The organism is Emticicia fluvialis, from assembly GCF_024793945.1.
Lineage (GTDB): Bacteria > Bacteroidota > Bacteroidia > Cytophagales > Spirosomataceae > Emticicia > Emticicia fluvialis.
Window position 1 is genome coordinate 102579 of the sequence record NZ_JANUSD010000004.1, and the last position, 24035, is coordinate 126613.

Annotated in this window: 16 protein-coding genes; 11 read left to right on the top strand and 5 right to left on the bottom strand. The window is 39.6% G+C overall.

Going from position 1 to position 24035, the window contains the following annotated elements; genetic code table 11:
- Positions 1 to 31: 31 nt before the first annotated feature.
- The 6 genes from NZ848_RS05970 (at position 32) to NZ848_RS05995 (ending at position 10816) form a co-directional block, all read left to right on the top strand.
- The gene (locus NZ848_RS05970; protein ID WP_259014754.1) at positions 32 to 2785 is read left to right on the top strand and encodes a TonB-dependent receptor domain-containing protein; all 2754 of its coding nucleotides are present in this window, start codon (positions 32 to 34) and stop codon (positions 2783 to 2785) included.
- A gap of 11 nt (positions 2786 to 2796) precedes the next feature.
- The gene (locus NZ848_RS05975) at positions 2797 to 3648 is read left to right on the top strand and encodes a DUF4249 domain-containing protein (protein WP_259014756.1); all 852 of its coding nucleotides are present in this window, start codon (positions 2797 to 2799) and stop codon (positions 3646 to 3648) included.
- Between the two features lie 192 nt (positions 3649 to 3840).
- Entirely contained in the window at positions 3841 to 4683 is an 843-nt protein-coding gene (locus tag NZ848_RS05980) for an endonuclease/exonuclease/phosphatase family protein (RefSeq protein ID WP_259014757.1), read from the top strand.
- Between the two features lie 312 nt (positions 4684 to 4995).
- The gene (locus NZ848_RS05985) at positions 4996 to 6879 is read left to right on the top strand and encodes a DUF3857 domain-containing protein (protein WP_259014758.1); all 1884 of its coding nucleotides are present in this window, start codon (positions 4996 to 4998) and stop codon (positions 6877 to 6879) included.
- Positions 6880 to 6943: 64 nt separating this feature from the next.
- Positions 6944 to 8914, top strand: a complete 1971-nt coding sequence (locus NZ848_RS05990; protein ID WP_259014759.1) for a DUF3857 domain-containing protein — start codon at positions 6944 to 6946, stop codon at positions 8912 to 8914.
- A 6-nt stretch (positions 8915 to 8920) separates the two neighbouring features.
- Positions 8921 to 10816, top strand: coding sequence for a DUF3857 domain-containing protein (locus NZ848_RS05995; RefSeq protein ID WP_259014760.1), 1896 nt, complete (start codon positions 8921 to 8923; stop codon positions 10814 to 10816).
- A 23-nt stretch (positions 10817 to 10839) separates the two neighbouring features.
- Here NZ848_RS05995 and hpt read toward each other — a convergent pair whose 3' ends face one another.
- Positions 10840 to 11379, bottom strand: coding sequence for a hypoxanthine phosphoribosyltransferase (gene hpt / locus NZ848_RS06000; RefSeq protein WP_253534486.1), 540 nt, complete (start codon positions 11377 to 11379; stop codon positions 10840 to 10842).
- A 138-nt stretch (positions 11380 to 11517) separates the two neighbouring features.
- Between hpt and NZ848_RS06005 the strand changes: the two genes are divergently transcribed.
- Entirely contained in the window at positions 11518 to 12732 is a 1215-nt protein-coding gene (locus NZ848_RS06005; RefSeq protein WP_259014761.1) for a tetratricopeptide repeat protein, read from the top strand.
- Positions 12733 to 12813: 81 nt separating this feature from the next.
- On the opposite strand, the gene NZ848_RS06010 is transcribed toward NZ848_RS06005, so the two are convergent.
- A complete protein-coding gene (locus tag NZ848_RS06010; protein WP_101728498.1) occupies positions 12814 to 13284 on the bottom strand; it encodes an Lrp/AsnC family transcriptional regulator in 471 nt (156 codons plus the stop codon).
- 237 nt (positions 13285 to 13521) lie between these two features.
- Between NZ848_RS06010 and NZ848_RS06015 the strand changes: the two genes are divergently transcribed.
- Positions 13522 to 14190, top strand: coding sequence for an NAD-dependent epimerase/dehydratase family protein (locus NZ848_RS06015; protein WP_259014762.1), 669 nt, complete (start codon positions 13522 to 13524; stop codon positions 14188 to 14190).
- Between the two features lie 67 nt (positions 14191 to 14257).
- On the opposite strand, the gene NZ848_RS06020 is transcribed toward NZ848_RS06015, so the two are convergent.
- The gene (locus NZ848_RS06020; protein ID WP_253534491.1) at positions 14258 to 14875 is read right to left on the bottom strand and encodes a porin family protein; all 618 of its coding nucleotides are present in this window, start codon (positions 14873 to 14875) and stop codon (positions 14258 to 14260) included.
- Positions 14876 to 15103: 228 nt separating this feature from the next.
- On the opposite strand from NZ848_RS06020, the gene radA reads away from it, so the two are divergent.
- On the top strand, positions 15104 to 16483 hold the full coding sequence (gene radA / locus NZ848_RS06025) for a DNA repair protein RadA (protein ID WP_259014763.1): 1380 nt from the start codon (positions 15104 to 15106) through the stop codon (positions 16481 to 16483).
- A 79-nt stretch (positions 16484 to 16562) separates the two neighbouring features.
- Here radA and NZ848_RS06030 read toward each other — a convergent pair whose 3' ends face one another.
- Entirely contained in the window at positions 16563 to 18536 is a 1974-nt protein-coding gene (locus NZ848_RS06030) for a M1 family aminopeptidase (RefSeq protein ID WP_259014764.1), read from the bottom strand.
- A gap of 12 nt (positions 18537 to 18548) precedes the next feature.
- Positions 18549 to 20894 carry a TonB-dependent receptor gene (locus tag NZ848_RS06035; RefSeq protein ID WP_259014765.1) on the bottom strand — a complete coding sequence of 782 codons (2346 nt, stop codon included), beginning with the start codon at positions 20892 to 20894 and terminating at the stop codon, positions 18549 to 18551.
- Between the two features lie 454 nt (positions 20895 to 21348).
- Here NZ848_RS06035 and NZ848_RS06040 point away from each other — a divergent pair, with 454 nt between their 5' ends.
- Complete coding sequence (locus tag NZ848_RS06040) at positions 21349 to 22875, top strand: lipopolysaccharide biosynthesis protein (RefSeq protein ID WP_259014766.1); 1527 nt, start codon at positions 21349 to 21351, stop codon at positions 22873 to 22875.
- A 65-nt stretch (positions 22876 to 22940) separates the two neighbouring features.
- The gene (locus NZ848_RS06045) at positions 22941 to 24023 is read left to right on the top strand and encodes an EpsG family protein (protein ID WP_259014767.1); all 1083 of its coding nucleotides are present in this window, start codon (positions 22941 to 22943) and stop codon (positions 24021 to 24023) included.
- Positions 24024 to 24035 lie beyond the last annotated feature (12 nt).

Below are 24035 nucleotides of genomic sequence, written 5' to 3' on the forward strand. Positions count from 1 at the left end.
GTCATTGACTGTGAACAAATCCTATGCCTGTATGTCAAATAAACATTTCCGTATTATTTTTCTTTTTATACTGATTGGCCTGACGGGGGAAAGCTTTGCCCAAAAGGCTATGAAACCCACACCTGGTAACCCGCTTATAAAAGACGAGTTTTTCAATAACATACCGCTTGTAAATGTGCTTGCCGTTATGGAAAAAAAGTATCAGTTAAAAATAGACTATGACAAAGAAGAAGTGAAACCTTACACTATTACCTACTGGTTTACCAACGAGACCTTTCTTGACGGTCTTAAAGCCGTTTTTAAGAAAGTGCCGCTTAAGTTTTATCTGGACGAAAACGATGTAATACACATAGCAGGTAAGAATAAAAAGATTGAAACCGTTGTTGACAGAAAATTTGACGGGCAACCAACCAGGGCTGATTTTACGCTCACGGGTAGAATTGTTGATGCTACCAGTGGAGAAAACCTCCCATTTGCCACGGTGGCTATTAAAGGCGCTAAGGCTGGCAGCCAGACAAATGTCGACGGGCACTTTACATTGCTAAAGGTGCCGTCAGACACGGTAACGCTGGAAGTAAGTTATGTTGGTTTTGTTACCAGATTATTTCATCTGAACCCCAAATTAAATCTGGAAGACTTAAAAATTGAAATTGAACCTGCCATCGGCACCCTTGAAGAGGTTACTGTAATGGAGAAAAAAACGGAGGTACTTAAAGCAAATGAAATTGTCGGGATGATAAAAATGACACCCCGCAACATTGCCCGGCTACCCAATGTGGGCGAAAGAGACCCTTTCAGGGCATTTCAGCTCATGCCAGGCGTAAGTGCCTCAAATGAGTCGTCATCAGGCTTGTATGTAAGAGGTGGCACGCCCGACCAGACTCTGGTTTTATATGATGGCTTTACAGTATACCATGTCGACCATCTTTTCGGATTTTTCTCAGCTTTTAACTACAATGCCATAAAAGACATTCAGCTTTACAAAGGGGGCTTTGATGCCCGGTTCGGCGGGCGCATCTCTGCAGTGGCTGAAATTACAGGAAAAGAAGGAAACAAAAAGGAATTTAATGCCGGAGTCGACTTAAGCCTGCTAAGTACAAACGCCTACATTGAAACCCCGCTTGGAGAAAAGTTTACATTTTTGGTTGCTGGCCGCCGGTCGTGGAAAGGGCCATTATATAAAAAGCTTTTTGAGCGTTTTACTTCAGAAAACAGCAATCAGAATCAACCCGCTACCGGTTTGCCGGGTGGAAGTGGCAGAAACCCCTTCGGTTCTTTTGGTCAGCAACAGGTAGCCAGCTCGTATTTTTATGATTTAAACTCGAAACTCACTTACCGCCCAACCAAAAACGATATTGTGTCGCTGAGCCTTTATAACGGAACCGATAATATGGATAATTCCAGCAGCTCAAGCCTGACAGGTTTTGGCAGGCCGGGTGGCGGCTTTGGCGGTGGCCGTGGCTTTAATACAGCCACCAATGATGTTTCAAACTGGGGTAATCTGGGTGGAAGCCTGAAGTGGTCTAGGCAATGGGGTGACAAGTTTTACAGCAATGCTTTAATAAGTTATTCTAATTATTACAGTAACCGCGATAACAGCCGCCTGATGACCATAACCAGAGACAGTGTAAACCGGGATGTACGTATAGGCCAGATAGAAGACAACAATTTGTCTGACGTAACAGCCAAAATGGATTTTGAATGGAAACTTCTTCCCAATAATCAGCTTGATTTCGGATGGCAGGCTACCCGCAATAACATTAAATATACATACAGCCAGAATGACACCATCAAGGTGTTAGACAGAAACGATACAGGCAGTACTTACACCGCTTATGTGCAAGACCAGATAAAGATTTTTGGTTCGCGCTTGCATATCAATCCGGGTATTAGAATGACCTATTTTGATGTAACTCAAAAAAACTATTTTGAGCCCAGACTCTCAGCTAATTTTAACGTAACCCAAAAACTGAAACTTAAAGGAGCAGCCGGTATTTATTACCAGTTTGTGAAGCAGATTAACCGCGAGGATATTTCACAGGGTAACCGGAATTTCTGGGTGTTGTCTAATTCTTCAACACTTCCGGTTACCCGCTCCAAACATTTAATTCTGGGAGGTAGCTATGAAACGTCAGACTACCTCATCGATGTAGAGTTCTATCAGAAAAAAAGTACCGATGTTACAGAATATACACTAAGGTTTGTACCGCAGCTTAACCGCATGTTGGCAGCCAGTGAAACATTCTTTAACGGCGACGAAACCATTAATGGTGTGGATGTACTGATTCAGAAGAAATTTGGTGATTTTAATGGCTGGATTGGCTACACCCTGGCCGAGGCAAAGCGCAAAATTTCGGCTTTCTCAGATAAACCGTACTATTCAGATCAGGACGTACGCCATCAGTTCAAGATAGTGGGTTCTTATAAATACAAAAAGTGGGATTTTGCTGCAACCTGGATTTACTCTACCGGCAGGCCATATACCTCTATACTTGGGGCATATCAGGTTACTCTTCTTGATGGCACCGTCAGAAACTTTACGAATCCGTCAGATAAAAACGCCAACCGGTTTCCTGCGTATCACCGCATGGATGTATCGGCCACTTACAATTTTAGCCCGAGGTTTAACGTAGGGTTCTCGGTTTTCAATCTGTATAACCGAACCAATGTCTGGTATAAGCGATTCCAGGTTATTACTGACGACGACCTGACGATTCTTCAGACCACCAATGTAAATTATCTGGGTTTTACGCCTAATGTCACCATAACCTGGAAACTTAAATGAGAAACACAAAGATGAAAAAGATATACCAATTAATAGTGTTTACTACACTGCTTACCACCGTAGTAAGTTGCACCGACACCAATACTGTTGTAAACCCCGGCGAAAAACCAATTGTAGAGGCTTATCTGGCACCGGGACATCGGGTAAGCATGAAAGTATATACCGAGATTCCGTATGCCGAGACCTCTGAGGGTGTCTCGGAGCCTATCAATGACCTAAGCATCAAAATTACAGGTAGTAACGGGAAGGTCTTTATACTTAAATCAGAAGGCAATGGGGTGTACACCTCCGCAGACAATGAATTAATTCAAGAACCCCCCGTTAAGTATAAAATGGAGTTTGATTACAAGGGCAGAACAATAAGTGCAGAAACAGACATACCCGAAAAGCCGGTTGGGATGGCTATCAGTACAAATGAAATTTCCAGAACGCAGATAAACTTATCTGGTGGTGGGTTCCCCGGCGGCGGTGGCTTGGGCGGTGGTTTTAATAACACACCTATAGAGTTATCATGGAGCAACCCCGATAACGTTTATCATTTTATTGCTCTGGAAAACACCGAAACTGAGCCCGTTCAAATTATTATTCCGCCGTCCGGGTCAGAGTTTTCGACTATCCGTTTTAGAATTTCAAATGAACCAGTCCTGGGCACCCATAGCAATATTCAGCCCCAGAGCCTCGAGTACTTCGGCAATTATGATGTAATACTTTACCGTATCAATCCAGATTATTCGGCTTTGTACCAATCAAGCGGAACAACCACTCAGAACCTGAGCACACCGCCTTCAAGTATTACCAACGGGCTGGGCGTATTTACCGGTATAAATGCCGACACCCTTAAGTTATTAGTAAAGAAGAATTAAAATGGTTACAGGTTAGATAGTCTATGAAAGGGTTGGCATTGGTTTTGCCAGCCCTTTATTTTATGTTATTGTTAAGCAATTACTATTTTGGGTTGGTTTGTTGCCTTTTCTGAAAATCTATTATTTACTTTGCGCTGTCAGATATACAATTTCTGAAACATTCAATTTTCAACAAAACCAACACCATTAACTATGAGACTCAGTTGTTTAGTTCTTTTTTTTGGTATGCTTGCCACATCAACAAGCTTATCGCAAAAAAACACCCCGCTTGTAATAGCCACTTATAATCTGCGTTATAATACACCAAACGATGGCGTTAATGCCTGGCCTAACAGAAAAGAGTTTGTTAAGGCGCTTATCGGTTTTCATGAGTTTGATATTTTCGGAACACAGGAAGGTTTAAGAGGACAACTGGATGATATTGCCGAAATGAAGGATTTTGCCTTTATCGGCAAAGGCCGCGATGACGGTGATAAAGCAGGAGAACACTCGGCAATTTTCTATAAAAAATCAAGATTCAAAGTGTTGAAATCTGGTGATTTCTGGTTGAGTGAAACACCTGATAAACCCGGAAAAGGCTGGGATGCCACCTGCTGCAACAGAATATGCTCATGGGCCAAGTTTCAGGATTTAACCACCCGGAAAAGCTTTTATTTCTTTAGTGTACACTTTGACCACCAGGGGGTTGAGGCGCGCAGGCAGTCAGGCAAACTAATGGTTAAAAAAATTAAGGAAATTGCCGCCGACGCACCAGCCATTTGTGTAGGCGACTTTAATTCAACCCCGGAAACGGAACAAATTAAAGAAATACAAACCCTTTTGAACGACGCCCATAATGTAACTATTATGCCTCCGTACGGCCCTGAGGGTACATTTAATGCATTTAAGTTTGATGCCCCAATGAATAACAGAATTGACTACATTTTTGTAGATAAAAAAATAAAGGTGCTGAAATACGGTGTACTTACCGATGCCAAAGAACAACGGTATCCGTCAGACCACCAGCCTGTAGTTATAAAGGCACTTATTGACTGAAAAACCAATATCGTCGGAAAAAGAGGTCATTCCCTGCAAGGGTCAATGACCTCTTTTTTCAATTCCGCGATTAATTTTTCCTGCAATCGTTAGTTTTGTGATGCCTGAAAATAAAAAAATACGGATTCTTTTGATGTCTTTGGATAATTACCTGATATTTGCCGCATGCTAATGACTAACCACCCATTATCCTCAATTTTTATGAAGCGCATTGCTGTTTTACTACTGCTTTCTACTTTTTCACATTTAGTTTTTTCGCAGATCCAGGTGCCCAATGTTAAATTTGGGGTTTATAGTTTACCTGAACTGGAAATGAAAACCTATGCAAAGGACTCAACAGCTGAGGCCGTTGTACTTTATGATTTTGCCGACTATTCCTACACATTTCAGGACAATATACCAGTAGTGGCTTATAATTTTCATAAGCGCATAAAGATTCTAAAGAAGTCAGGGCTTGAAAGAGGCACAATGACAATTCCTTTCAGATTTGAATCATCAATGGAAAGGCAGGAGCTGGTGCGGAATATTAAAGGCATGACCTACAACCTTGAGAACGGCACAGTTCAAATTACAGAATTGACCAGTAAGTCAATCTTTGAGGAAAAAACATCCAACAATACCCGTGAAATGAAAATCATATTTCCACAGGTAAAAGAGGGTTCGGTTATTGACCTCAGCTATTCCATCGAATCTCCTTTATGGTATTTTTTACGTAACTGGTCATTTCAGCAAGACATACCAGTGGCATGGAGTGGTATTAAAGCTACAATACCGGGTTATTTTGATTTCAAACTTACCTACTTTGGTTATCATCCTTTTGCCATTAAAGAAGTAAAAGAGGGTAAGTCAGTCTTTATTACACGAGTTACGCCTTTAGGTGAAGAAATAAAAGACCCTTATCTGGCATATCATTTTGCCATGAAAGACCTGCCTGCCTTAAGACCTGACGATTTCATGACTACCGTAGAAGACTACAGGAGTTCAATTGATTTTGAGCTTGCCCGGACGGTTTTCCCAACCACCGGAGAGCGTGTTTATTCTGTAACCTATAAAGACCTTACAAAAACACTTTTGGAAGAAAGTAATTATGGCGTAGCTATCAGGAAATTTGGTAAAACTGCCAAAAAAATTGCCGCCGAAATAACAGCAAAAGCAGCTTCAAAAGATTCAATGGCAATTATTGGTGCGGCTTATGATTATATTAGAAACACCGTCAATTGGAATGGCGAAAACCGCATTGTTGTTACAGCAAAACTAGACCAGATATATGAAAAAAAACAGGGCACATCAACAGAAATAAATCTTATTCTGGTTGCTGTGTTGAATGAGCTGGGCTACGACAGTAATCCTGTATTGTTAAGCACCAGGGCACATGGTAAAGTGCTTACCGAAATAGCGCTCATAGACCGTTTTAATTATAGCGTTGCTCATATTATGGTTAATGGCAAAGATTTTTTGCTTGATGCCAGCGACAGATACGTAAAAATGAATATGCTGCCTAAACGATGCCTGAACGAACGTGGCTGGCTTGTATCAAAAAATCCAAAATGGGTTTCACTGGCTCCTAACGGACGAAAGCAAAGTACCATTGAATTAGTATTTGATATAGCAGAAGACCAACAGTTGAAAGGTTACTTTACTGAAACTTTTTATGGTTATGGAAGTAGTGAAAAGAAAGCCGAGATTGATGGAGAGGGTAGTGAGAAATACATAGAAAAACTAAAATCTCAATTTACACAGTTTGAGAATCCGGCCTTTTCAGTAAAGGAAAGTGAAAATGGAGACGCCAGAGTACATTGCAAAACCACCGTTAACGAGGCCTACACAATTGCCGGTGATAGGATATTCATGCAGCCACTTTTATGGAAAGCCCAAAGTAAAAACCCGTTTATGCAGTCAGAAAGACGGTATCCTGTTGATTTTGGATACGGTATTCAGGAGACAATTATGGCAAGATATACCATTCCTCAGAATTACACAGTAGAAAGCCTGCCCACTTATTTGAATATCTATCTGCCTAACAATAAGGGAAAATATCTTTTTATGATAAAGGCCGAAAACGGAGTAATTGAATTAACAAGCCAGTTGTTGATTGCAAAGTCAGTTTTTTCTTCGGATGAGTACTTTGAGCTGAAAGAGTTATTTACTAAAATGATGGCTAAACAGGGCGAGCAGATTGTTTTAAAGAAGAAGTAAAACCGGCAGGTTTTTCAAGGGGCTTTATTACATTTTGTTTCATTTTTTATTACCGCAAACTTTTATGAAGAAATTACTATTACTGCTGGTAACTAGCTGTGCAAATCTGGTTTATGCGCAAAAAAATACAGAACCTGTAGTGAAATTCGGCGAGATAAGCAGAGCCGAAGTTGAAATGAATGTGTACCCGGCAGACTCAACGGCCGACGCCGTTTTTCTATATGACCACGGCACAACCACTTTTGATTTGCGCAGTAACATGATTCAAACCAGATTTACCTACCACGGAAGGATAAAAATTCTGAAAAAATCTGCCTTGGATTTAGGAACCATCGCCAGGCAAATCTACAAAGACGGCGCTGATAAAAGCGAGTATATCAACGATATTAAAGGTTATACATATAATCTTGAAAACGGTGAAATTAAAAGAGACAAGCTTACCAAAGAATCTATTTTCTCAGAAAAGCCGGTTGGTAATGTACAGGATGTAAAAATAGTTATGCCTAATGTTAAGGTGGGGTCAGTAATTGAATATTCTTTCAATATTGAAACACCTTTTTCTATATCCAATAACCCTAAGCCCTGGTCTTTTCAGGGGCTGTATCCTGCATTGTGGAGCATTTATGAAATTACTATTCCTTCGTTTTTTCATTACCGCATTCTGATGTCAGGCTATTTAGACCTGACAGATAATCAGACAAAACCTGTGAATGTATCATTCGGGACACAGACGGAAAGTGGTTTGTTTCAAAGGTTTATAATGAAAGACGTGCCTGCTTTCAGGAACGAGGCTTTTATTACCACATCGAGCGACTATGTAACGAAGATGGATTTTGAACTGGCATCTGTCAATTGGCCCGGGTACCTAATAAAAGATTTTTCTTTAGACTACCCTTCGCTTAACAATACAATGCTTGAGGCCTCTATTTTGGGGGGGCAGTTAAAACATACTGGTTTTTTATCTGGGGTAGCCAAAGATATTTCAAAAACCTATGCTGATTCATCAAGCCGAATAAAAGCTGCCTGTGAATATATTCAGAAAAATATTAAGTGGAACAGGATGGACGGTCTGTATTCAAACAGTATCCGGAAAGTATTTGATTCACGGACGGGTGACGCCGGCGACATAAATCTGTTACTGATTGCCTTACTAAGAGAACTCGGGTTTGATGCCAATCCTGTTATTTTAAGTACCAGAAGCCATGGCAAAATTCATGAGCAGTTTGCACTGCGCAAAAGATTTAATTATGTAGTTGCACATATTGAGCGTAATGGTAAAGATCTATTGCTGGATGGCACTGATGAATACCAGAAACCAGGGATGCTACCGGTTCAGTGCCTGAATGGCAAAGGTTGGTTGGTGCATCCAGAAAAGCCGCGGTTTGTTTCATTGGCACCTGCTGAGAAAGAACTTAAATTTAAAAAGGCAGATCTTTCGTTGAGTGAAGACGGCGAATTGCAGGGTGTAATTACGAGGTCTTACGGAGGGTATGGCGATTTAACAGCTAAAAAAGATTTTAACAGACTGGGCGCTGATAATTATCTGGATGAAGTAAAAAAGAAGCAGGAGTCGTGGACAATTGAAAAAGCTGATTATGCCAATACAACCGCAGTCAATGAATCTTTTGAGGCAAAATACCAGGTAACGCTAAATAATTATGCTACCAAGGCGGGTAAAATGCTTCATTTCAAGCCGATGCTATCTGAAGGGTTTGAAGAAAACCCTTTGAAAACCAAAGACCGGGTTTATCCTATTGACATGGCTTACCCGAAAGAAGAAATATTTATTGGTAATTTTGAAATACCGGAAGGTTATTCAGTTGCCGAATTACCCAAAAATACAGTAATAAGCCTGCCCGGAAACGGAGGCAGGTTTATGTATTCAGTTGCAGTAAACGGAAAAAACATGATGGTTTCCAGCCGCGTACAATTTCTGAAACCAGTATATTATGCAGAAGAATACCCGATTCTGCAAGAGTTCTATGACAAAATAGTTGCCAAGCATAATGAGCTAATAACACTCAAGAAAAATTAGTAAGTAATGAAATACCTCATTGTATTTTTGATAAGTTTTCAAGCAATTGCGCAAGACTTTTCTGCTGCATTCATACCGGCAGAGCTAAAAGAAAAAGCCCATGCGGTAGTGCGTAATCATGAAACTGAGTTCTATGTAAAAAATCCCGGAGAAGGCGTTACAAAAGTAAAAGGCACAATTACTATTCTGGACGAAAAAGGTAATGGACATGCCAGCATTGTCATGTACTTTAATAAGTTTACGAAGATAAACAGTATTGAGGCAAGTATATACGACGCCTACGGTAAAACAGTAAAAAAGCTGAAGAAGAGCGACTTTGATAGCTTTAACACTGCATCCGGGCAAAACTCTATTGAAGACAGCTACGTAAAAGTGGCTTCACTTGCGCATACGTCATTTCCATATACCATTGATTATTCTTATCAGATTACAGAGAAGAATATGATGTTTTACCCTGCCTGGGATGCAGTAGTTGACAACGCTGAGTTTACTTCAGTGGTTAAATCATCGTTCAGGGTTTCAATGCCAAAGGATTTAGCGCTAAGATACAAAGAACAGAATATGCCTGGAAAAGTATCCATTACTCAGGACGATAACCGCACAATTTATAGTTGGAGTGTGAATAACCTGCAACCAATAGAACGAGAAACCAATAGCCCTGGATACGCAGAAATAATGCCCAGGGTTTATACCGGCCCGACACAATTTGAAGTAGATGATTATAAAGGCAGTATTAAATCATGGAGCGACATCGCCAGGTTTTATGGTGAGCTTAATTTAGGTAGAGATAAGCTGCCTGCTGATTTTACGTCTAAGTTAATGCTCCATGTAAAAGATGAACAGGATGTAACCAATAAAATTAAGAAAGTGTATGAATACCTGCAGGCAAATACAAGGTATGTTAGCATACAATTAGGTATTGGTGGCTGGCAGTCTATGAAAGCCACTGATGTGGCCACCAAAGGCTATGGCGATTGTAAGGCATTAACCAATTTTACAAAAGGTATGCTGAAAGAACTCGGCATTAACTCTTATGAGGCGCTGGTGCTTGCCGGTGAAAAGAAAGCCGATATTCAGACAGATTTTCCTTCTTTTCAGTTCAATCATGTTATTTTATGTGTACCCATGCCTAAGGATACACTCTGGCTTGAATGTACAAGCCAGAATAACCCGTTTGGCTATCTGGGTAGCTTTACCGGCGACAGGCACGTCCTACTGCTTGCCGAAAACGGCGGCAAGCTGGTAAAAACACCAACTTATAAACCTTCTGATAACCAGCTTTTAAGAACTGCCTTTGTAAATATCAATGAAAACGGCGAGGCTGATGCCGACATAAAAACCGAGTATACCGGCTTACAACATGAGATTTTTGCTGAGGTTGCCAATTCTTTAAATACCAACGACCAGAAAAAGTGGTTGTATAAGAACCTGAGTTTGCCAAGTGTAGAAATTATCAGTTTCTCATTAAAAGAGAAAAAAGATAAACTACCTTCTGTTGAGGAAAAACTGAATCTGCACCTGAGAAACATAGCCAATAAAAGTGGCACACGTACATTTATTACTGCAAATATGTTTAATCAGCAAGGAGGGATTCCTCTGGTTTCGGCAAGCAGAAAAACTGAACTTCAACTCAACAACAACTACCAGGATATCGATAAAATATCTTTTAAAGTACCTAAAGGGTATGCAGTAGAATATTTGCCTGAACCTGTAAAAATTGACACCCGCTTTGGTACCTATATTTCGGAGGCCCGCTTAAAAGGCGATACCATTTACTATGAACGAGACCTGAGCATCATTAAAGGCCGCCATGCGCCGTCGGTATATAATGAATGGGTCAATTTCAGAAAAAAGATTGTTAAGGCCGATAAAAATCAGATTGTGTTAATCATGAAACCGTAAGGGTATTGGTGCTTTGGGCTAAACTATTCGTCTGCTGGTTGTAGAACATAAATGGCGTCCAGGTTTCTGCCCTGGCCGTCATAATCAAGACCGAAGCCCACCACAAATTTGTTTTCAATCTCAAAGCCTGTATAGTCTACCTTTAAAGGTACTTTCAAGGCATCTGGTTTCAGCAGCAAGGTCATTATTTTTAATGAGGCTGGCTTTTGGGCTGCCAATTGCGCCAGCACTTCATGCATAGTAAGACCGGTGTCAACAATATCTTCTACAATTATTACGTGTCTGTATTTTACGTCTTCTGTAAGTCCCAGGATCTGTTTTACCTGCCCGGTCGATTCAGTTTTCTGATAGGAGGCCACCCGTATGAACGTAATTTCGCAATCAATTTCAATAGACTTGAACAAGTCGCTCACAAACATAAAAGAACCATTCAAAACACCGATCAGTAATGGATTCTTTCCTTCATAATCTTTGTTTATCTGATGTGCCAGGGCTTTGATTCTGTTCTGTAATTGTTCTGAATCAATAAACTGAACAAAGTTTTTATCTTTTATATGTTTCATATTATTTGGCGACAGAAGGCCGGAGGTGTATTTTGGCAACAATTTAGTAATTTTGGGTCAGAAAATTAATTTTAAGAAAATTTTAAGTTTTGCAATTTTATTTTTGTTCCTTTCGTTAATCTGGAAAATCTGAATAAAATGAGAGTAAAATATAGCTGGTTGATTCTTTTACTTGTATCGCAGGCTGCTGTTGCGCAGTTTTCGTGGTTTGGTGGCACTACCAAAAAGAAGCAACATGAAATATTATTGGCCAACAGAGCTATACAAATTGAGGCAACCGAGGCCATAAATAATATGTATAATTTTAATTATGATGCCGCCGAGCGGGATTTTAAGTGGTTGACGGTGAAATACCCTGAGCATCCGATTGGTTATTTTCTGATTGGCCTGAATGAATGGTGGAAGATACTACCCGATAGTAAGAATGAGAAATATGACGACGCCTGTTTTTATTACATGGATAAAGCCATTGACCTGGCCGATGACATGCTGGATGATGACAGTGAAGACAAAGAAGCCGCATTCTTTATGTCGGCGGCGTATGCTGTAAAGGGACGCTTGCATTCAGAACGTGAAAACTGGATAAAGGCCGCCTGGGCCAGTAAACAAGCCATGAAATACCTTGAAAAATGCCGGGGCTTTGGCGATTTCAGCCCCGAACTGGCTATTGGCGATGGCCTATATAATTACTATTCAAAGTGGATACCTGAGAATTATCCATCTTTAAAACCTATGCTGATTTTCTTCCGTAAGGGTGTAAAGAATGATGGTATTAAACAATTGGAGTATGTAGCACAAAATGCTTTTTATACCCGCATGGAAGCCAAGTATTTTCTGATGCAGATATACTCTATGGAAAACCAGCATCTGAAAGCCTATTACCTGGCGCAGCAGTTGCATCAGATGTACCCTAACAACTCCTTTTTTCATAGGTATGCTGCGCGCACGGCCTTTGTTATGGGGAAGTCGGCAGAGGCTGAGCAACTGGCTGAAGAGCTGCTGCATAATGTTAATTCGGGCAAAACGGGTTATGAAGCCACTGCTGGCCGATATGCCGCGTATATACTGGGCTATATAAACATGAATTACAAAAATGATATACCCAAAGCCAAAGAGTATTACCTGAAAACAATAGAATATGCCGAACAAGCCAAAGCCAAAGAATCGGGATATTTTCTGGCAGCTAATATGGCATTAGCTAAGGTTTCAGTAACCGAAAAAGATTATCCGAAGGCCATTCAATATTATACCATTGTGATGAATAATGCCGAAAAGAAATCTGACAATTATAAAGAAGCCAAAAAACAGATTGATGATTTGAAGAAACAAATGAAGGCAGCTAAAAAGAAGTAACCTTTTGCGAAAGATTTTTTCGGATAAAAAAAGAGCCTTTTCCGGCAGGAGAAGGCTCTTTCGTATAGAAAGCCGTTATTTTCATGGCACAGGTAATACCTGACTGTCTTTGAAACTGGAAAGAATAACCATTGTTTGTGTATTGGCTACTTCTTCTATTTCATTAATAGTTTCCATTATCAGTTTTTGATATGAATTAATATCTTTGGCAATAACTTTCAATAAGAAATCGCAAGAACCTGTCACATGGTGGCATTCAATAATTTCCGGAACCCTCAGTATTTTCTCTACAAAAGCATCAGTAATAGATTTTCTATGGCCTGAAAGAGAAACCTGAACGAAAGTCATAACACCAAGGCCAACTTTTTCTCTGTCAATCTGGGCATGGTAACTTTTAATAATTCCTGATGATTCAAGTTTTTTTACACGTTCTAGTGTAGGTGCAGGTGATAATCCAATTTCTTTTGAAAGCTGTGCGTTGGTAATCTTGCCATTGCTTTGGAGAATCTCCAGAAGTTTATGGTCGATCGGGTCGAGTTTATTAATACTCATTGCTTATAGGTATTTTGAAGTGCAAAATTTTATTTGGCGCAAAGTTATCGGTTTTTTCTTTAAAAGCCTAATATAATACGGAATAGTTGCCAAAATGGGAAATTATTTTTTGTAAATCCTGAAAAATCAAAAAACTGCCTTGTTGCTTTTATTGAAAGTAAATATGGAATGTAATTTTTCCAATTAGTGTTATTTGATTAATAAAACAGAATTGATTCAGGTAAAATACGTATAGAAATGGCTTCTCAGATAAACGTAATTGTAACAGGCGCCACTGGCATGGTAGGCGAGGGGGTTCTGCATGAATGCCTTTTACATAAGGAAGTGGCTCAGGTATTGGTTATTAACAGAAAGCCTTGTGGTGTGCAGCACCCTAAGTTAAAAGAAATTATTCATAATGATTTTCATGATTTTTCTGCAATTGAATCTCAACTGACTGGATACAACGCCTGCTTTTTTTGTCTGGGGGTTTCGTCTGTGGGCATGAAAGAAGAGCAGTATTACAAACTTACCTATTCGTTAACCATACATGTAGCCTCTACATTAGCAAAACTTAATCCGGACATGACATTCTGCTATGTTTCAGGTTCAGGTACTGACAGCACCGAGGCTGGCCGGTTAATGTGGGCCCGAGTAAAAGGAAAAACCGAAAATGATTTGGCGAAATTGCCATTCAGGCAAGTGTTTAACTTTCGTCCTGCGGCTATTGAAGCCACCAGAGGCCTTAAAAATGTGCTGCCATATTATAAATACTTTAGCTGGCTTTTTCCGGTTGTTAAGTTATTTGCCCCAAACGCAGTTGTGAAACTCAGTGAAGTAGGTTTGGCTATGATTAACACAGTAACAAAAGGGTATGAAAAGCAGATTCTGGAAGTAAGCGATATAAAAATACGGGCAGCCAGATAAAAGAAAAGTCTCGCTAAAACAGAGAGACTTTCTTGCATTTAACCAACAGTTACATTTCTGTAAATGCTTAAATAATCTTTAGAGCAAGTGTTAATTGCCAGCCACTTGCTTTCTGGCTAAACTGAGCATTGTTTTGCAGGTTCAGGGCAGATATCTCAGACAAACTACCTTCTTTTCGCAGGTCTATATCAAATCTTAAAAGCTTAATGCCTACACCAACCTGATACCCAAAGGTGGCTTTTTTCATAGCTTCATCAAAACTGCCTGATGAATAGCCCTTAATGGCGTCTTTCAGGCTTTGGTCTTCGCTAACTTTAAAAGTGGCTACCGGGCCACCCATAATGCGTATAAATTTAAATACTTTTACACCCAGCAGAACAGGTACATCAATGTTACTGTATTTATACTTTACTTTGCCAATGTTCTGCACTTCAATGGTGCCGCCGCGTTGGGCAAATAATACTTCCGGTTGTAGAAACAACTTATTACCGACACGACCAAAGGCACCAAAAACATAGCCTGTCTGGGTATCAAGGCTTTCTTTTATATTGGTTTCCATGTTTCCGGCATCGGTATAAACCTTATTGAAGTTTACACCGCCTTTAATTCCTATACCAGACTGAGCCACGGCAGAGGTATAACAGGTAATAAGAGCAAAAAGACCAAGCAATTTGATTTTTTTCATAAAGTTTTTTGTTAAAATGTTGGCAATGAACAATGATTTTGTTTCTGACTGTAAAGTTGAATCATCAATATTTCTGTAATGATTAACGATAATCAATTTCAAAATTGTATTATTAAACTCATTTTCCAAACTGAATGTTACCAGTTTTTTATTTAACAGCCAAAACGTATTTATTTTATATAACAATTGTGTATCTGCATAAACTTTAAAAATTTAATAGAAATCTAAATGGCAAAAATCAGAACCGCATACTTCTGTCAGAATTGTGGCTATAATTCACCTAAATGGTTAGGTCGTTGCCCATCCTGCGGTGAGTGGAACACCCTGGTTGAGGAGGTTCTCACAAAAGAAGAACCCGAGAAAGGTAACTGGAAGTTCTCAACATCTGGCGCACCCAAAACGGCCAGTAAGCCTAAAACCCTGGCTGAGATTTCAAAACATGAAAGATACAGAATCATAACTGAGGATAATGAGTTAAATCGTGTGCTTGGCGGTGGGCTGGTACCGGGCTCGTTGGTTTTAATTGGCGGAGAACCGGGCATTGGTAAGTCTACCCTAATGCTTCAGATAGCACTAGGGTTGCAAGATTATACGGTATTGTATGTGTCGGGCGAAGAAAGCGAGCAGCAGATAAAAATGCGTGCCGAACGAATGGGTATCATGAACGAGCGCTGTTACATTCTGAATGAAACTTCTACTGACAATATTTTCAGACAAATAGAGTTGACAGAACCAGATATTGTAGTAGTAGATTCTATTCAGACACTTACTTCTCCTTTAATCGAATCAGGTGCCGGGAGTGTATCGCAGGTGAAGGAATGCACTGCAGAGCTAATGAAGTTCTCGAAAGAATCTGATACGCCGGTTATAATGATAGGGCATATAACCAAAGACGGCTCTTTGGCCGGGCCTAAAGTACTTGAGCACATGGTAGATACCGTTCTGCAATTTGAAGGCGACAGGCACATGACTTACCGCATACTGCGTACCACCAAAAACCGATTTGGCAGTACCTCTGAACTGGGCATTTATGAAATGCAGAGCGAAGGGCTCAGGCAGGTGAGTAATCCATCAGAAATATTGATTTCGCAGCGCGAAGAAGACCTGAGTGGCATTACCATTGCTGCCATGCTGGAAGGTAACCGCCCCTTACTGATTGAGATACAGTCTTTAGTTAGTGCGGCTACTTATGGTACGCCTCAAAGAACCAGCAATGGTTTTGATAGCAGGCGTTTACAGATGCTATTAGCCGTTCTTGAAAAAAGAGGGGGATTCAGGTTGGGTACTCAGGATGTATTTCTGAATATTGCAGGTGGGCTGAAGGTGGAAGACCCGGCCATTGATCTGGCCATTTGCACATCACTGGTGTCGTCATTTGAAGACCTAAGCGTGCCTCATTTGTTTTGTTTTGCCGCAGAGGTGGGTCTTGGCGGAGAGGTACGCGCGGTAAACAGAATAGAAAACCGCATTACTGAAGCTGAAAAACTGGGTTTTACCAAGATATTTATTTCAAAGTTTAATATGAAAGGTTTGAATCCGAAAAACTATAAGATAGAAATTTTTGCTGCCAGTAAACTGGAAGAGGTTTTTACTGAGCTTTTCGGATAACAAAAGTTTTTACCGATATGAGCCTGCTGAGGCAACTCGCTGGCTCATGCTTTTGTCAATCCGGTATTTGATTGTTTTGTTATCTGACAGCCAGAACTTTTGCCTGCGAGTACCCACCACAGGAAAGTCTGATAACATAATTGCCAGCAGGCAAGTTTTGCAACTCAATTTTTCTTGAATACTTTCCTGCGCTTAGTTTTTCATCAGGCAAGGCTTTTATTTTTTTGCCTGATGAATCAAAAACAGAAATGGATAAACTGGTATTTTGTTTGATTGAGAAATCTACCGATACTTCGTCTGCCGCCGGGTTAGGCAATATTTTCCAGTCAACAAAATTGACCTTTGGTTCTACTCCTGTAAGCGAGGGCCTTTCTTCTTTTACATTTTTCAGAATCTTGTTTTCAGGGTCAAAAATAACTTCAAGAACCTCGTCTTTCAGATTCGGAACTTCAATTTGAAAGGTTTCTTTATCTACAAAAACAGTAGTGGTAAATTCTGTTGAAGAAGTAACAATTTTAATATCTACCGGCATAGTAAAATACGCTGGTGTTGTATTTTTTTCCTGCGTTATTTTTAAGGTTAAGGTCGTTGTTCCGTCAGCAGTCGGCCTGACATCCCAGGCATAAGTATAAACCGGGAAATTCTCTCCGTATATCCATTGCTTAAAAAAGTAATCCAGATTTAAGCCAGTGGTGCTTTCGGCAATCTTCTGAAAATCTTCAGTGGTGGCTGACTGATAAGCTAGCGGTGAGTTAAGGTAATTCTGCAATATTTTAAAGAATTTATCATCGCCCACTATTCCTCTTAGCATGTGCAGTACCACCGAACCTTTGGCGTAGGTTCTGTTATAGTTAAAAATCTGGTTTTCGTCTTTGGTGTTCTGCACATAGATGCTGCCAATAGCTTTTTTTGCATAAATCATATTTGAGTTGATGTCTGCCTGATAACCTGCTTTGCCGCCGGTTGCCTCTGCATAAATTGACTCGCTGAAATTGGCAAATCCTTCGTTTAGCCAGATGTGTTCCCAACTTTTGCAGGTAATTTTATTGCCAAACCATTGATGCGCCAGCTCATGCGCCACAAGGCTGCTTTCAAAGTTCCCCATTGAGCTGCAGGTCTGGTGTTCCATGCCACCGCTTATTTTGCATTGGGCATGACCATATTTTTCTTTTATAAAGGGGTACTGCCCGTATTTTTCGGTGAAAATCTTCAGCATGGCAGGCGTTTTGTCGAGCTGTTCTTTTACGGCAGGCGACAAATACTCCGGATATACATAATGCGTAACAGCCATTGAATCGTCAGGCGCGTATCTGAAATAATTTTTGTATTCTGTATAGTTGGTACAGGCAATAGAAATTAGATAGTGGGCAATGGCGTATCTGTTCTTCCATTGGTAGGTACGCGTTCCGTCTGAATTATCAGTTACCTGCCCAAGAACCCCATTTGAAACAGATACAAATTCTTTGGGCATAGTTACCCAAACATCAGAAGAGTCGGCTTTGTCAGCCGGGGTGTCCTTACAGGGAAACCAGCCAGGCGCACCATAAGGTTCGCTGAGTGTAGAAACAATTGGGGCGGGGTTTATTGTGCCATGTGTGCCAAAACTGAAACTACCAAAACCCGTGTTAGCCGGGTAACCTCTGTAGAAAACAATTATTGTAACATTTTCATTTTCAGAGTAAGGGTAATCAAAATAAATATAGAGTCGGGAATCTGCCTGATTGAAAGCCAGTTTTTTGCTGCCGAGTTTAATTGAATCAACCTTCATATTATTGTTCAGGTCAAGAAAACAATCTCCAATGGTTTTTACGGTTTTAAAGCCGATGGCTGCCTCGCCTTTCAGGTATTTTTGTGCATAAGAGATATCCAGATTCAGCTTGTAATAGCCAATATCAATGGTTTCGTCGCCAGTGTAAGCGGTTACACCGATACGAGCATTTTTTTTAAATGCTGCCTGCTTGGTAATCGCACAACTTTGCCCACCTATTAAGGTTTGGGCAGACGCAAACAGCGGCAAAAGTAAAATAGCCAGCAACAAAAAACGGTTTCTCATGTTTTTAGTAAATCAGAATTCCCAACGGTAACTTAGAATCGGTATAAGGCCTAATTGATATTGTTTCACCACTTTTTTCTGATACACATCATAATAGCTGTAGGCTATGTTCTGATGCCCTGCTACATTTTGCAGGTCTAAAGCCAGGGTGCGAGCGTATTTTTGTTTAGATTTTTTCAGGTAAATCCGTAAATCAGGTCTGAAATAATCAGGCTGTTTAATGGTGAAAGCTTTGCTGGTCTCGTAAACAGCCTGGCCATCCCTTTGTGAAAGTGTCTCATTAATTGGTGTTTCATAAAATCCACCTAACCAGATTACCCGTATGCTTGCGCCAATGGTGCGGTCTTTACTTCTGCTCCACTCTTTACCTGCCGTCAGGTTAAAGATATGCTTGCCGTTATAGCGGCTATTTCTTTTTATACCGTCTCCGCCTATATATGTTGCATTGTAAAGTGTTCCGTTTACAAGGGTATAAAATCCATTAGTAAGATATTGCTGATAAGTAAGTTCAATACCATAGTTTTGGCCGGTTCCTTTATTTTGCAAAGGGTCTCCTGAAAAATCCTCAACCAGATTTAAGGTTGAAAAGGTACCGTCTCCTTCCTGAGCTGACTGCATTGTGGAAACCTTAACCGGCGCATTAAATATTTTCTGATAAAACAATTCAGTTTTAAAATAAGAACCGCTTTTAAAATAATACTGGTGGCTTAGTACATAATGATGTGCTTTGGTGAAATTGAGGCCAAGGTTTTTATTGATTTGAGAACTGGGGTCAATACCAAAATATACCTGCGGTAATTGTAACTGGCTGTGCAGGCCGTAAGCTATACTTAAAGATTGGTTGGTAGTTAATTGATAACCAACTGAAACCCGAGGTTCAAGGGATTGGGTTTTGTTAACTGTATAATTCAGATAATGTAAACCGATGTTTGCGGTTAATTTGTAGACAGGTGTCAGCTGCCAGTTTGCGTAAGGTTGTAACACATAGCCGTTGCCTTTGCCTAGAGCTTCTTTATTGCCCGATTGTGAATAGATCGCATCAGACTGATGTGTGATAAAAGCGCCGACTTTCAATAAGTTTTTTGAGTTTATTTTATAGCTCAAGGCACTGGAAACTGAGATTCTACTTTTGGTTACACTGTCTGATTGGGTTAACTGTCTTTGAAGAGTTGTTTTGTCGAGCATATATCCTTTGCGCACACTTTCTAATCCGGAACCCACCAATACGGTTCTCCACAAAAGTTTGTTACCAATGTTTTTGCTATGCGTGGCACCCAAAGCACCCATTTTGTTGGTGTAATTAATATCGTAACCGTCTTTCTGAACTTCCCATAAAGAGACATCACGGTTACCTTTAAAATAATTACTGCTGAGCCCGCTCATCCCAAAAATTGTAAACGAACCAGCTTTGGTGGTAGGTAATGAAATATTGAACGATAAATCCTGAAAAGTGATGTCTTCACCACCAAACGTTACCCCCATTAATCCTAAAAGACCTGTAAATGAATAACGGTAATTAACCAGATAACTGCCATTTTTTTTAGTTTTACTGAATGGGCCTTCGGCAGCTACATCAAGGCCTATTAGTCCGGCCTGAGCTGTAAATTCGTGTTTCTGATTGTTTCCTTTTCTAAGGCGCATATCCATCACACCAGACAGTGCATTGCCATACTCAGCAGGAAAAGCTCCGGTAAGGAAGTTCATATTGCCCAGTAATTGGGCTGAAAGAATATTTACTCCGCCTGAGTTTTGCGTAACACGGTCGCTGAAAGTACCAGCATTACTCAGGTGGTTAGGGTTTACTATTTCAACGCCCTCCAGGCGCCATTGCATACCATTCGGAGAGTTACCACGAATAACCATTCCATTGGCCTGGTCATTTGAATTGGCCACACCCGCATAGGCAGATGCCAGACGTGCAGGGTCCATGTATGTACCCGGATAGCGGAAAATCTGCTCTGTTGTAATCGTGTGTATGCTTGTAAGCGAGCCTGATAGGTTATTTGATGGTGCCTTTACCTGTGCTTCACCCAATAGTTTGGTGGCCTCTTGCAAGCGTATTTCAAGCACAATTTCTTTACCAGATTCAACCAGTATTTCAGAGATGGTTTGCATTTCGTAACCAACTGAACTGATTTCTATCTGATAGCGCCCGACCTGCACTTTCTCAAGTCTGAAGTATCCGTTTTCGTCTGTCTTGGTTCCCTGTTTTGTGTTTTTTAAAGTTACACTGGCTGCAGCCAAAGGTTGTTCAGTATTGGTGTCGATTATTCTTCCACGAATGGTCTGGGTGGTTTGGGCATAAACGCAGGCAAAAGGTAAAATTATGATGAAAAACAGGAGAACTTTCTTAAACATTTGATTGTGTAGTTGAAATATAAGCGTACTTTAAAAACATAACAATGCCCGAAGGGGAAACAAAAGCCTGAGGCTAATTGCCCTTGTTACAAATTGCTGCAAATCTACATAAATCCAGTTTCAGAACATTGTTTTTTTGCCGTCATGATTCATAAATGTTCAGTATGCTTTATCATTTAGGGGCATACAATAATTGAACCCCATCTTAATTTTTTTCATATACAAATTTATCATACTCATTCACAGGTAGTTATGTGCCGCATTTAGACCAATCCGGATCCGCTTTTTATAAATGTGGTAGCTAAATTAACATTGATATTATACTCAATTCGGGTAAATGTTGTAATATTGTACCCTCACAAACCTGACGCATTAGTCGGTTTTGAATTTTCCCTGTCTATTCTGTAGCCAGGTGCTGTGAAATACTTTGATACATTAAATTTTCATTTTTAGCTTGACGAACTCAGCAAAAATCGCAAAGAACACCTTCTTTCTTTATATCCGTATGTTTTTTACTTTGGGTGTGGGCTTGTACTCATCCAGAATCTCACTCAACGTTTTAGGTTTTGAAGACTACGGCTTGTATGATTTGATAACGGGTGTGGTTATGGTTTTTAGCTTTTTGCAAAGTTCTTTGATGGTTACCTCTACACGTTTTTTTAATCTGGCTCTTTCTGAGAATAATAGTGCTCACCTGAAAGATGTTTTCGGTAGTGCATTATATCTGCACCGTCAGTTTGCATTAATTCTTTTTTTAGCATCTGAAACCCTGGGCATTTGGTTCTTGAACTACCGATTAAATATATCTGATTCAAAATTGCTTGAGGCAAATATTCTCTTTCAGTTTTCAACGTTAAGTCTTATGTTTCTGGTAACCCAGATTCCGTATCAGTCAATCATTCTGGCCAGAGAAAAAATGTTAGCATTTGCTTACATTTCGGTTCTAGAAGCCCTGCTAAAGCTATTGGTACCCTTTGCACTTTTATGGGTGAGCCACATTCAATATAAGGTTGCTATTTACGGTGGTCTGGTTTTCTCGGTTGGCGTTGTAATCAGATTGATTTACATGAATTATTGCCGTAATGAATTTCAGGAAACAAGAACAACAGCTGTTGGCAATAAAGATATAGTAAAAAAAATGAGGACCTTCTTTGGATGGGACCTCTACAAGAAATTCAGTGAAATTCTGCTGGTTCAAGGTGTTAAGGTCAATCTTAATTTGTTTTATGGTGTAATAATTAACTCGTCTGTTGCAATTGCCAACCAGGCTCAGGGTGGAATAGCCGCATTTGTAAATAATTTTACTTCGGCTATCAGACCGCAGACAACACAAAGTTTTGTTACCAAAGAGTTCAAAAAGCTAAATGCAATTATTGATCAGGGTACACGAATAGGTTTTTTCTTGCTGTATGTAGTTTGTGTACCGGTTATTTTTAATGCAGATTTCGTTTTTTCGCTGTGGCTTGGCAACGTTCCTGGTTTTGCTGTGCCATTTTTTAAACTAGGCATTTGCGCAGTTCTTATCAGTGTAGTTACTTACCCCGTTTTGATGACTATTGAGGCCTCTGAAAAAATGAAATGGATGAGTTTTACCTGTGGTACCTTAAATATAATTGGCCTGATTGTAGGATACTATCTTTTGAAAGCCGGATATCCTGAAACAACTCCGTTTATAATTAAGATAATTATTGAGGCTGTTTTCTTTGTTTTTTATGTTGTATACCTGAAAAAAGTGGTTTATTATCAATTTCAGATTCGTCATTTTTTACTCAAAGTTATCTTACGCATTGCAACTGTTGTAATATGTTCCGTAACTTTGCTATACTGGTTTAATAATGCGGTTTTAGATGCTGAGTCTTTTATCCGGTTAATATTGAATTTTGTAATATGTTTATTTACAACCGTATTACTAGGTTTTAGAAAGTCTGAAATCAATTATGGTTTTAATCTAATTATTCTAAAGCTCAGGCAGAAGCGCTGAATACAATGATTTAAATATTGTTTGCCTATTCTTAAATTTAGAATCTGCGTTTTATTGATATTGTGATGGAGAATTATCAATTATTGATTTCGGGAGTCTACTTATTTATGAGCATTCTGGCGCTCGTAAATGCGTTGTGTCTCGACTTTCTGAGAAAAAGAATAAAAGGTGAATTATACATTTTTAATATCTTTATTCTGCTTTTCTTTATCCTGATATTTGGATTCAGAGATTTGGAGATTGGAACCGATACTTGGTTATATGACTGGCAATATACAAATCCTGAAAAAGTTGAATATGGCTTCGATTTCCTGATGCCATATATTAACAAGTGCCTGTATCTGGTAAGTAATAATTCAACGGTTTTCTTTTTGTTTATGGCATTTACCTTTATGGTTACGTTTTCTCTTGCATTAAAGAGTTTATCTAACTATTATCAGGCCAACTGGTTTTTGGTATGTTTCTCTTTATTTAGCTTTTATTTCTTCTATAGTTTAGGAACGAACATAATAAGGCAAGGCACCGCCTTAGGATTTTTAATGCTTGCAATTGTTAACTACGCTTTAAATCCTGGCAATAAAAAACTGGTTTTCTTCTTTGCAATTTGTTCGCTGGGTATACACTCAACCCTAATTGTGGCAGTTTTTATCTTTTTGCTGAGTATATTATTACGAAGAATAAAGCTCATATATTTTTACCTGACTTATTTATTGGTTATTGTTGCGGCCGCACTTAATATAGGAATAATGCAGCTGGAACCCATTATTGGATTATTACTTGTTGACGACCGGCGTTCTTCATATCTTACCAATGAAAGCGTGGTTTATACAGTTGGGTTCAGGCCTACTTTTGTTTTGTTTAATACTTTTTTTCTTGTAATTTTTATGTTTATATATAGAACACTCAAAGAAAAGTCTGAGCCTTACAAGCTTATTTTTATTTATTATATACTCACGAGTGTCTTTTTCTTTTTTACGTTTCAAATTCCGTATTCAGACAGATGGGGTGTGATATCCTGGGTTTGTATTCCTTTTTTAATGGCGCCTCTGTTTTCAGAAAAGAACGCATTCAGACTTGCAACTGCAGGCGTAGCTACTTTATTTGTCATTTATGTTTTTTTTCAGTTTTATTTAGTAAGTGGAAATTAAAAAGGACAATTT

What these genes read in the sequence shown, in the direction of transcription:
- NZ848_RS05970 (WP_259014754.1), top strand. Translation starts at nt 32, where the DNA reads ATGTCAAATAAACATTTCCGTATTATTTTTCTTTTTATACTGATTGGC.
- NZ848_RS05975 (WP_259014756.1), top strand. Translation starts at nt 2,797, where the DNA reads ATGAAAAAGATATACCAATTAATAGTGTTTACTACACTGCTTACCACC.
- NZ848_RS05980 (WP_259014757.1), top strand. Translation starts at nt 3,841, where the DNA reads ATGAGACTCAGTTGTTTAGTTCTTTTTTTTGGTATGCTTGCCACATCA.
- NZ848_RS05985 (WP_259014758.1), top strand. Translation starts at nt 4,996, where the DNA reads ATGAAAACCTATGCAAAGGACTCAACAGCTGAGGCCGTTGTACTTTAT.
- NZ848_RS05990 (WP_259014759.1), top strand. Translation starts at nt 6,944, where the DNA reads ATGAAGAAATTACTATTACTGCTGGTAACTAGCTGTGCAAATCTGGTT.
- NZ848_RS05995 (WP_259014760.1), top strand. Translation starts at nt 8,921, where the DNA reads ATGAAATACCTCATTGTATTTTTGATAAGTTTTCAAGCAATTGCGCAA.
- hpt (WP_253534486.1), bottom strand. Translation starts at nt 11,379, where the DNA reads ATGAAACATATAAAAGATAAAAACTTTGTTCAGTTTATTGATTCAGAA.
- NZ848_RS06005 (WP_259014761.1), top strand. Translation starts at nt 11,518, where the DNA reads ATGAGAGTAAAATATAGCTGGTTGATTCTTTTACTTGTATCGCAGGCT.
- NZ848_RS06010 (WP_101728498.1), bottom strand. Translation starts at nt 13,284, where the DNA reads ATGAGTATTAATAAACTCGACCCGATCGACCATAAACTTCTGGAGATT.
- NZ848_RS06015 (WP_259014762.1), top strand. Translation starts at nt 13,522, where the DNA reads ATGGCTTCTCAGATAAACGTAATTGTAACAGGCGCCACTGGCATGGTA.
- NZ848_RS06020 (WP_253534491.1), bottom strand. Translation starts at nt 14,875, where the DNA reads ATGAAAAAAATCAAATTGCTTGGTCTTTTTGCTCTTATTACCTGTTAT.
- radA (WP_259014763.1), top strand. Translation starts at nt 15,104, where the DNA reads ATGGCAAAAATCAGAACCGCATACTTCTGTCAGAATTGTGGCTATAAT.
- NZ848_RS06030 (WP_259014764.1), bottom strand. Translation starts at nt 18,536, where the DNA reads ATGAGAAACCGTTTTTTGTTGCTGGCTATTTTACTTTTGCCGCTGTTT.
- NZ848_RS06035 (WP_259014765.1), bottom strand. Translation starts at nt 20,894, where the DNA reads ATGTTTAAGAAAGTTCTCCTGTTTTTCATCATAATTTTACCTTTTGCC.
- NZ848_RS06045 (WP_259014767.1), top strand. Translation starts at nt 22,941, where the DNA reads ATGGAGAATTATCAATTATTGATTTCGGGAGTCTACTTATTTATGAGC.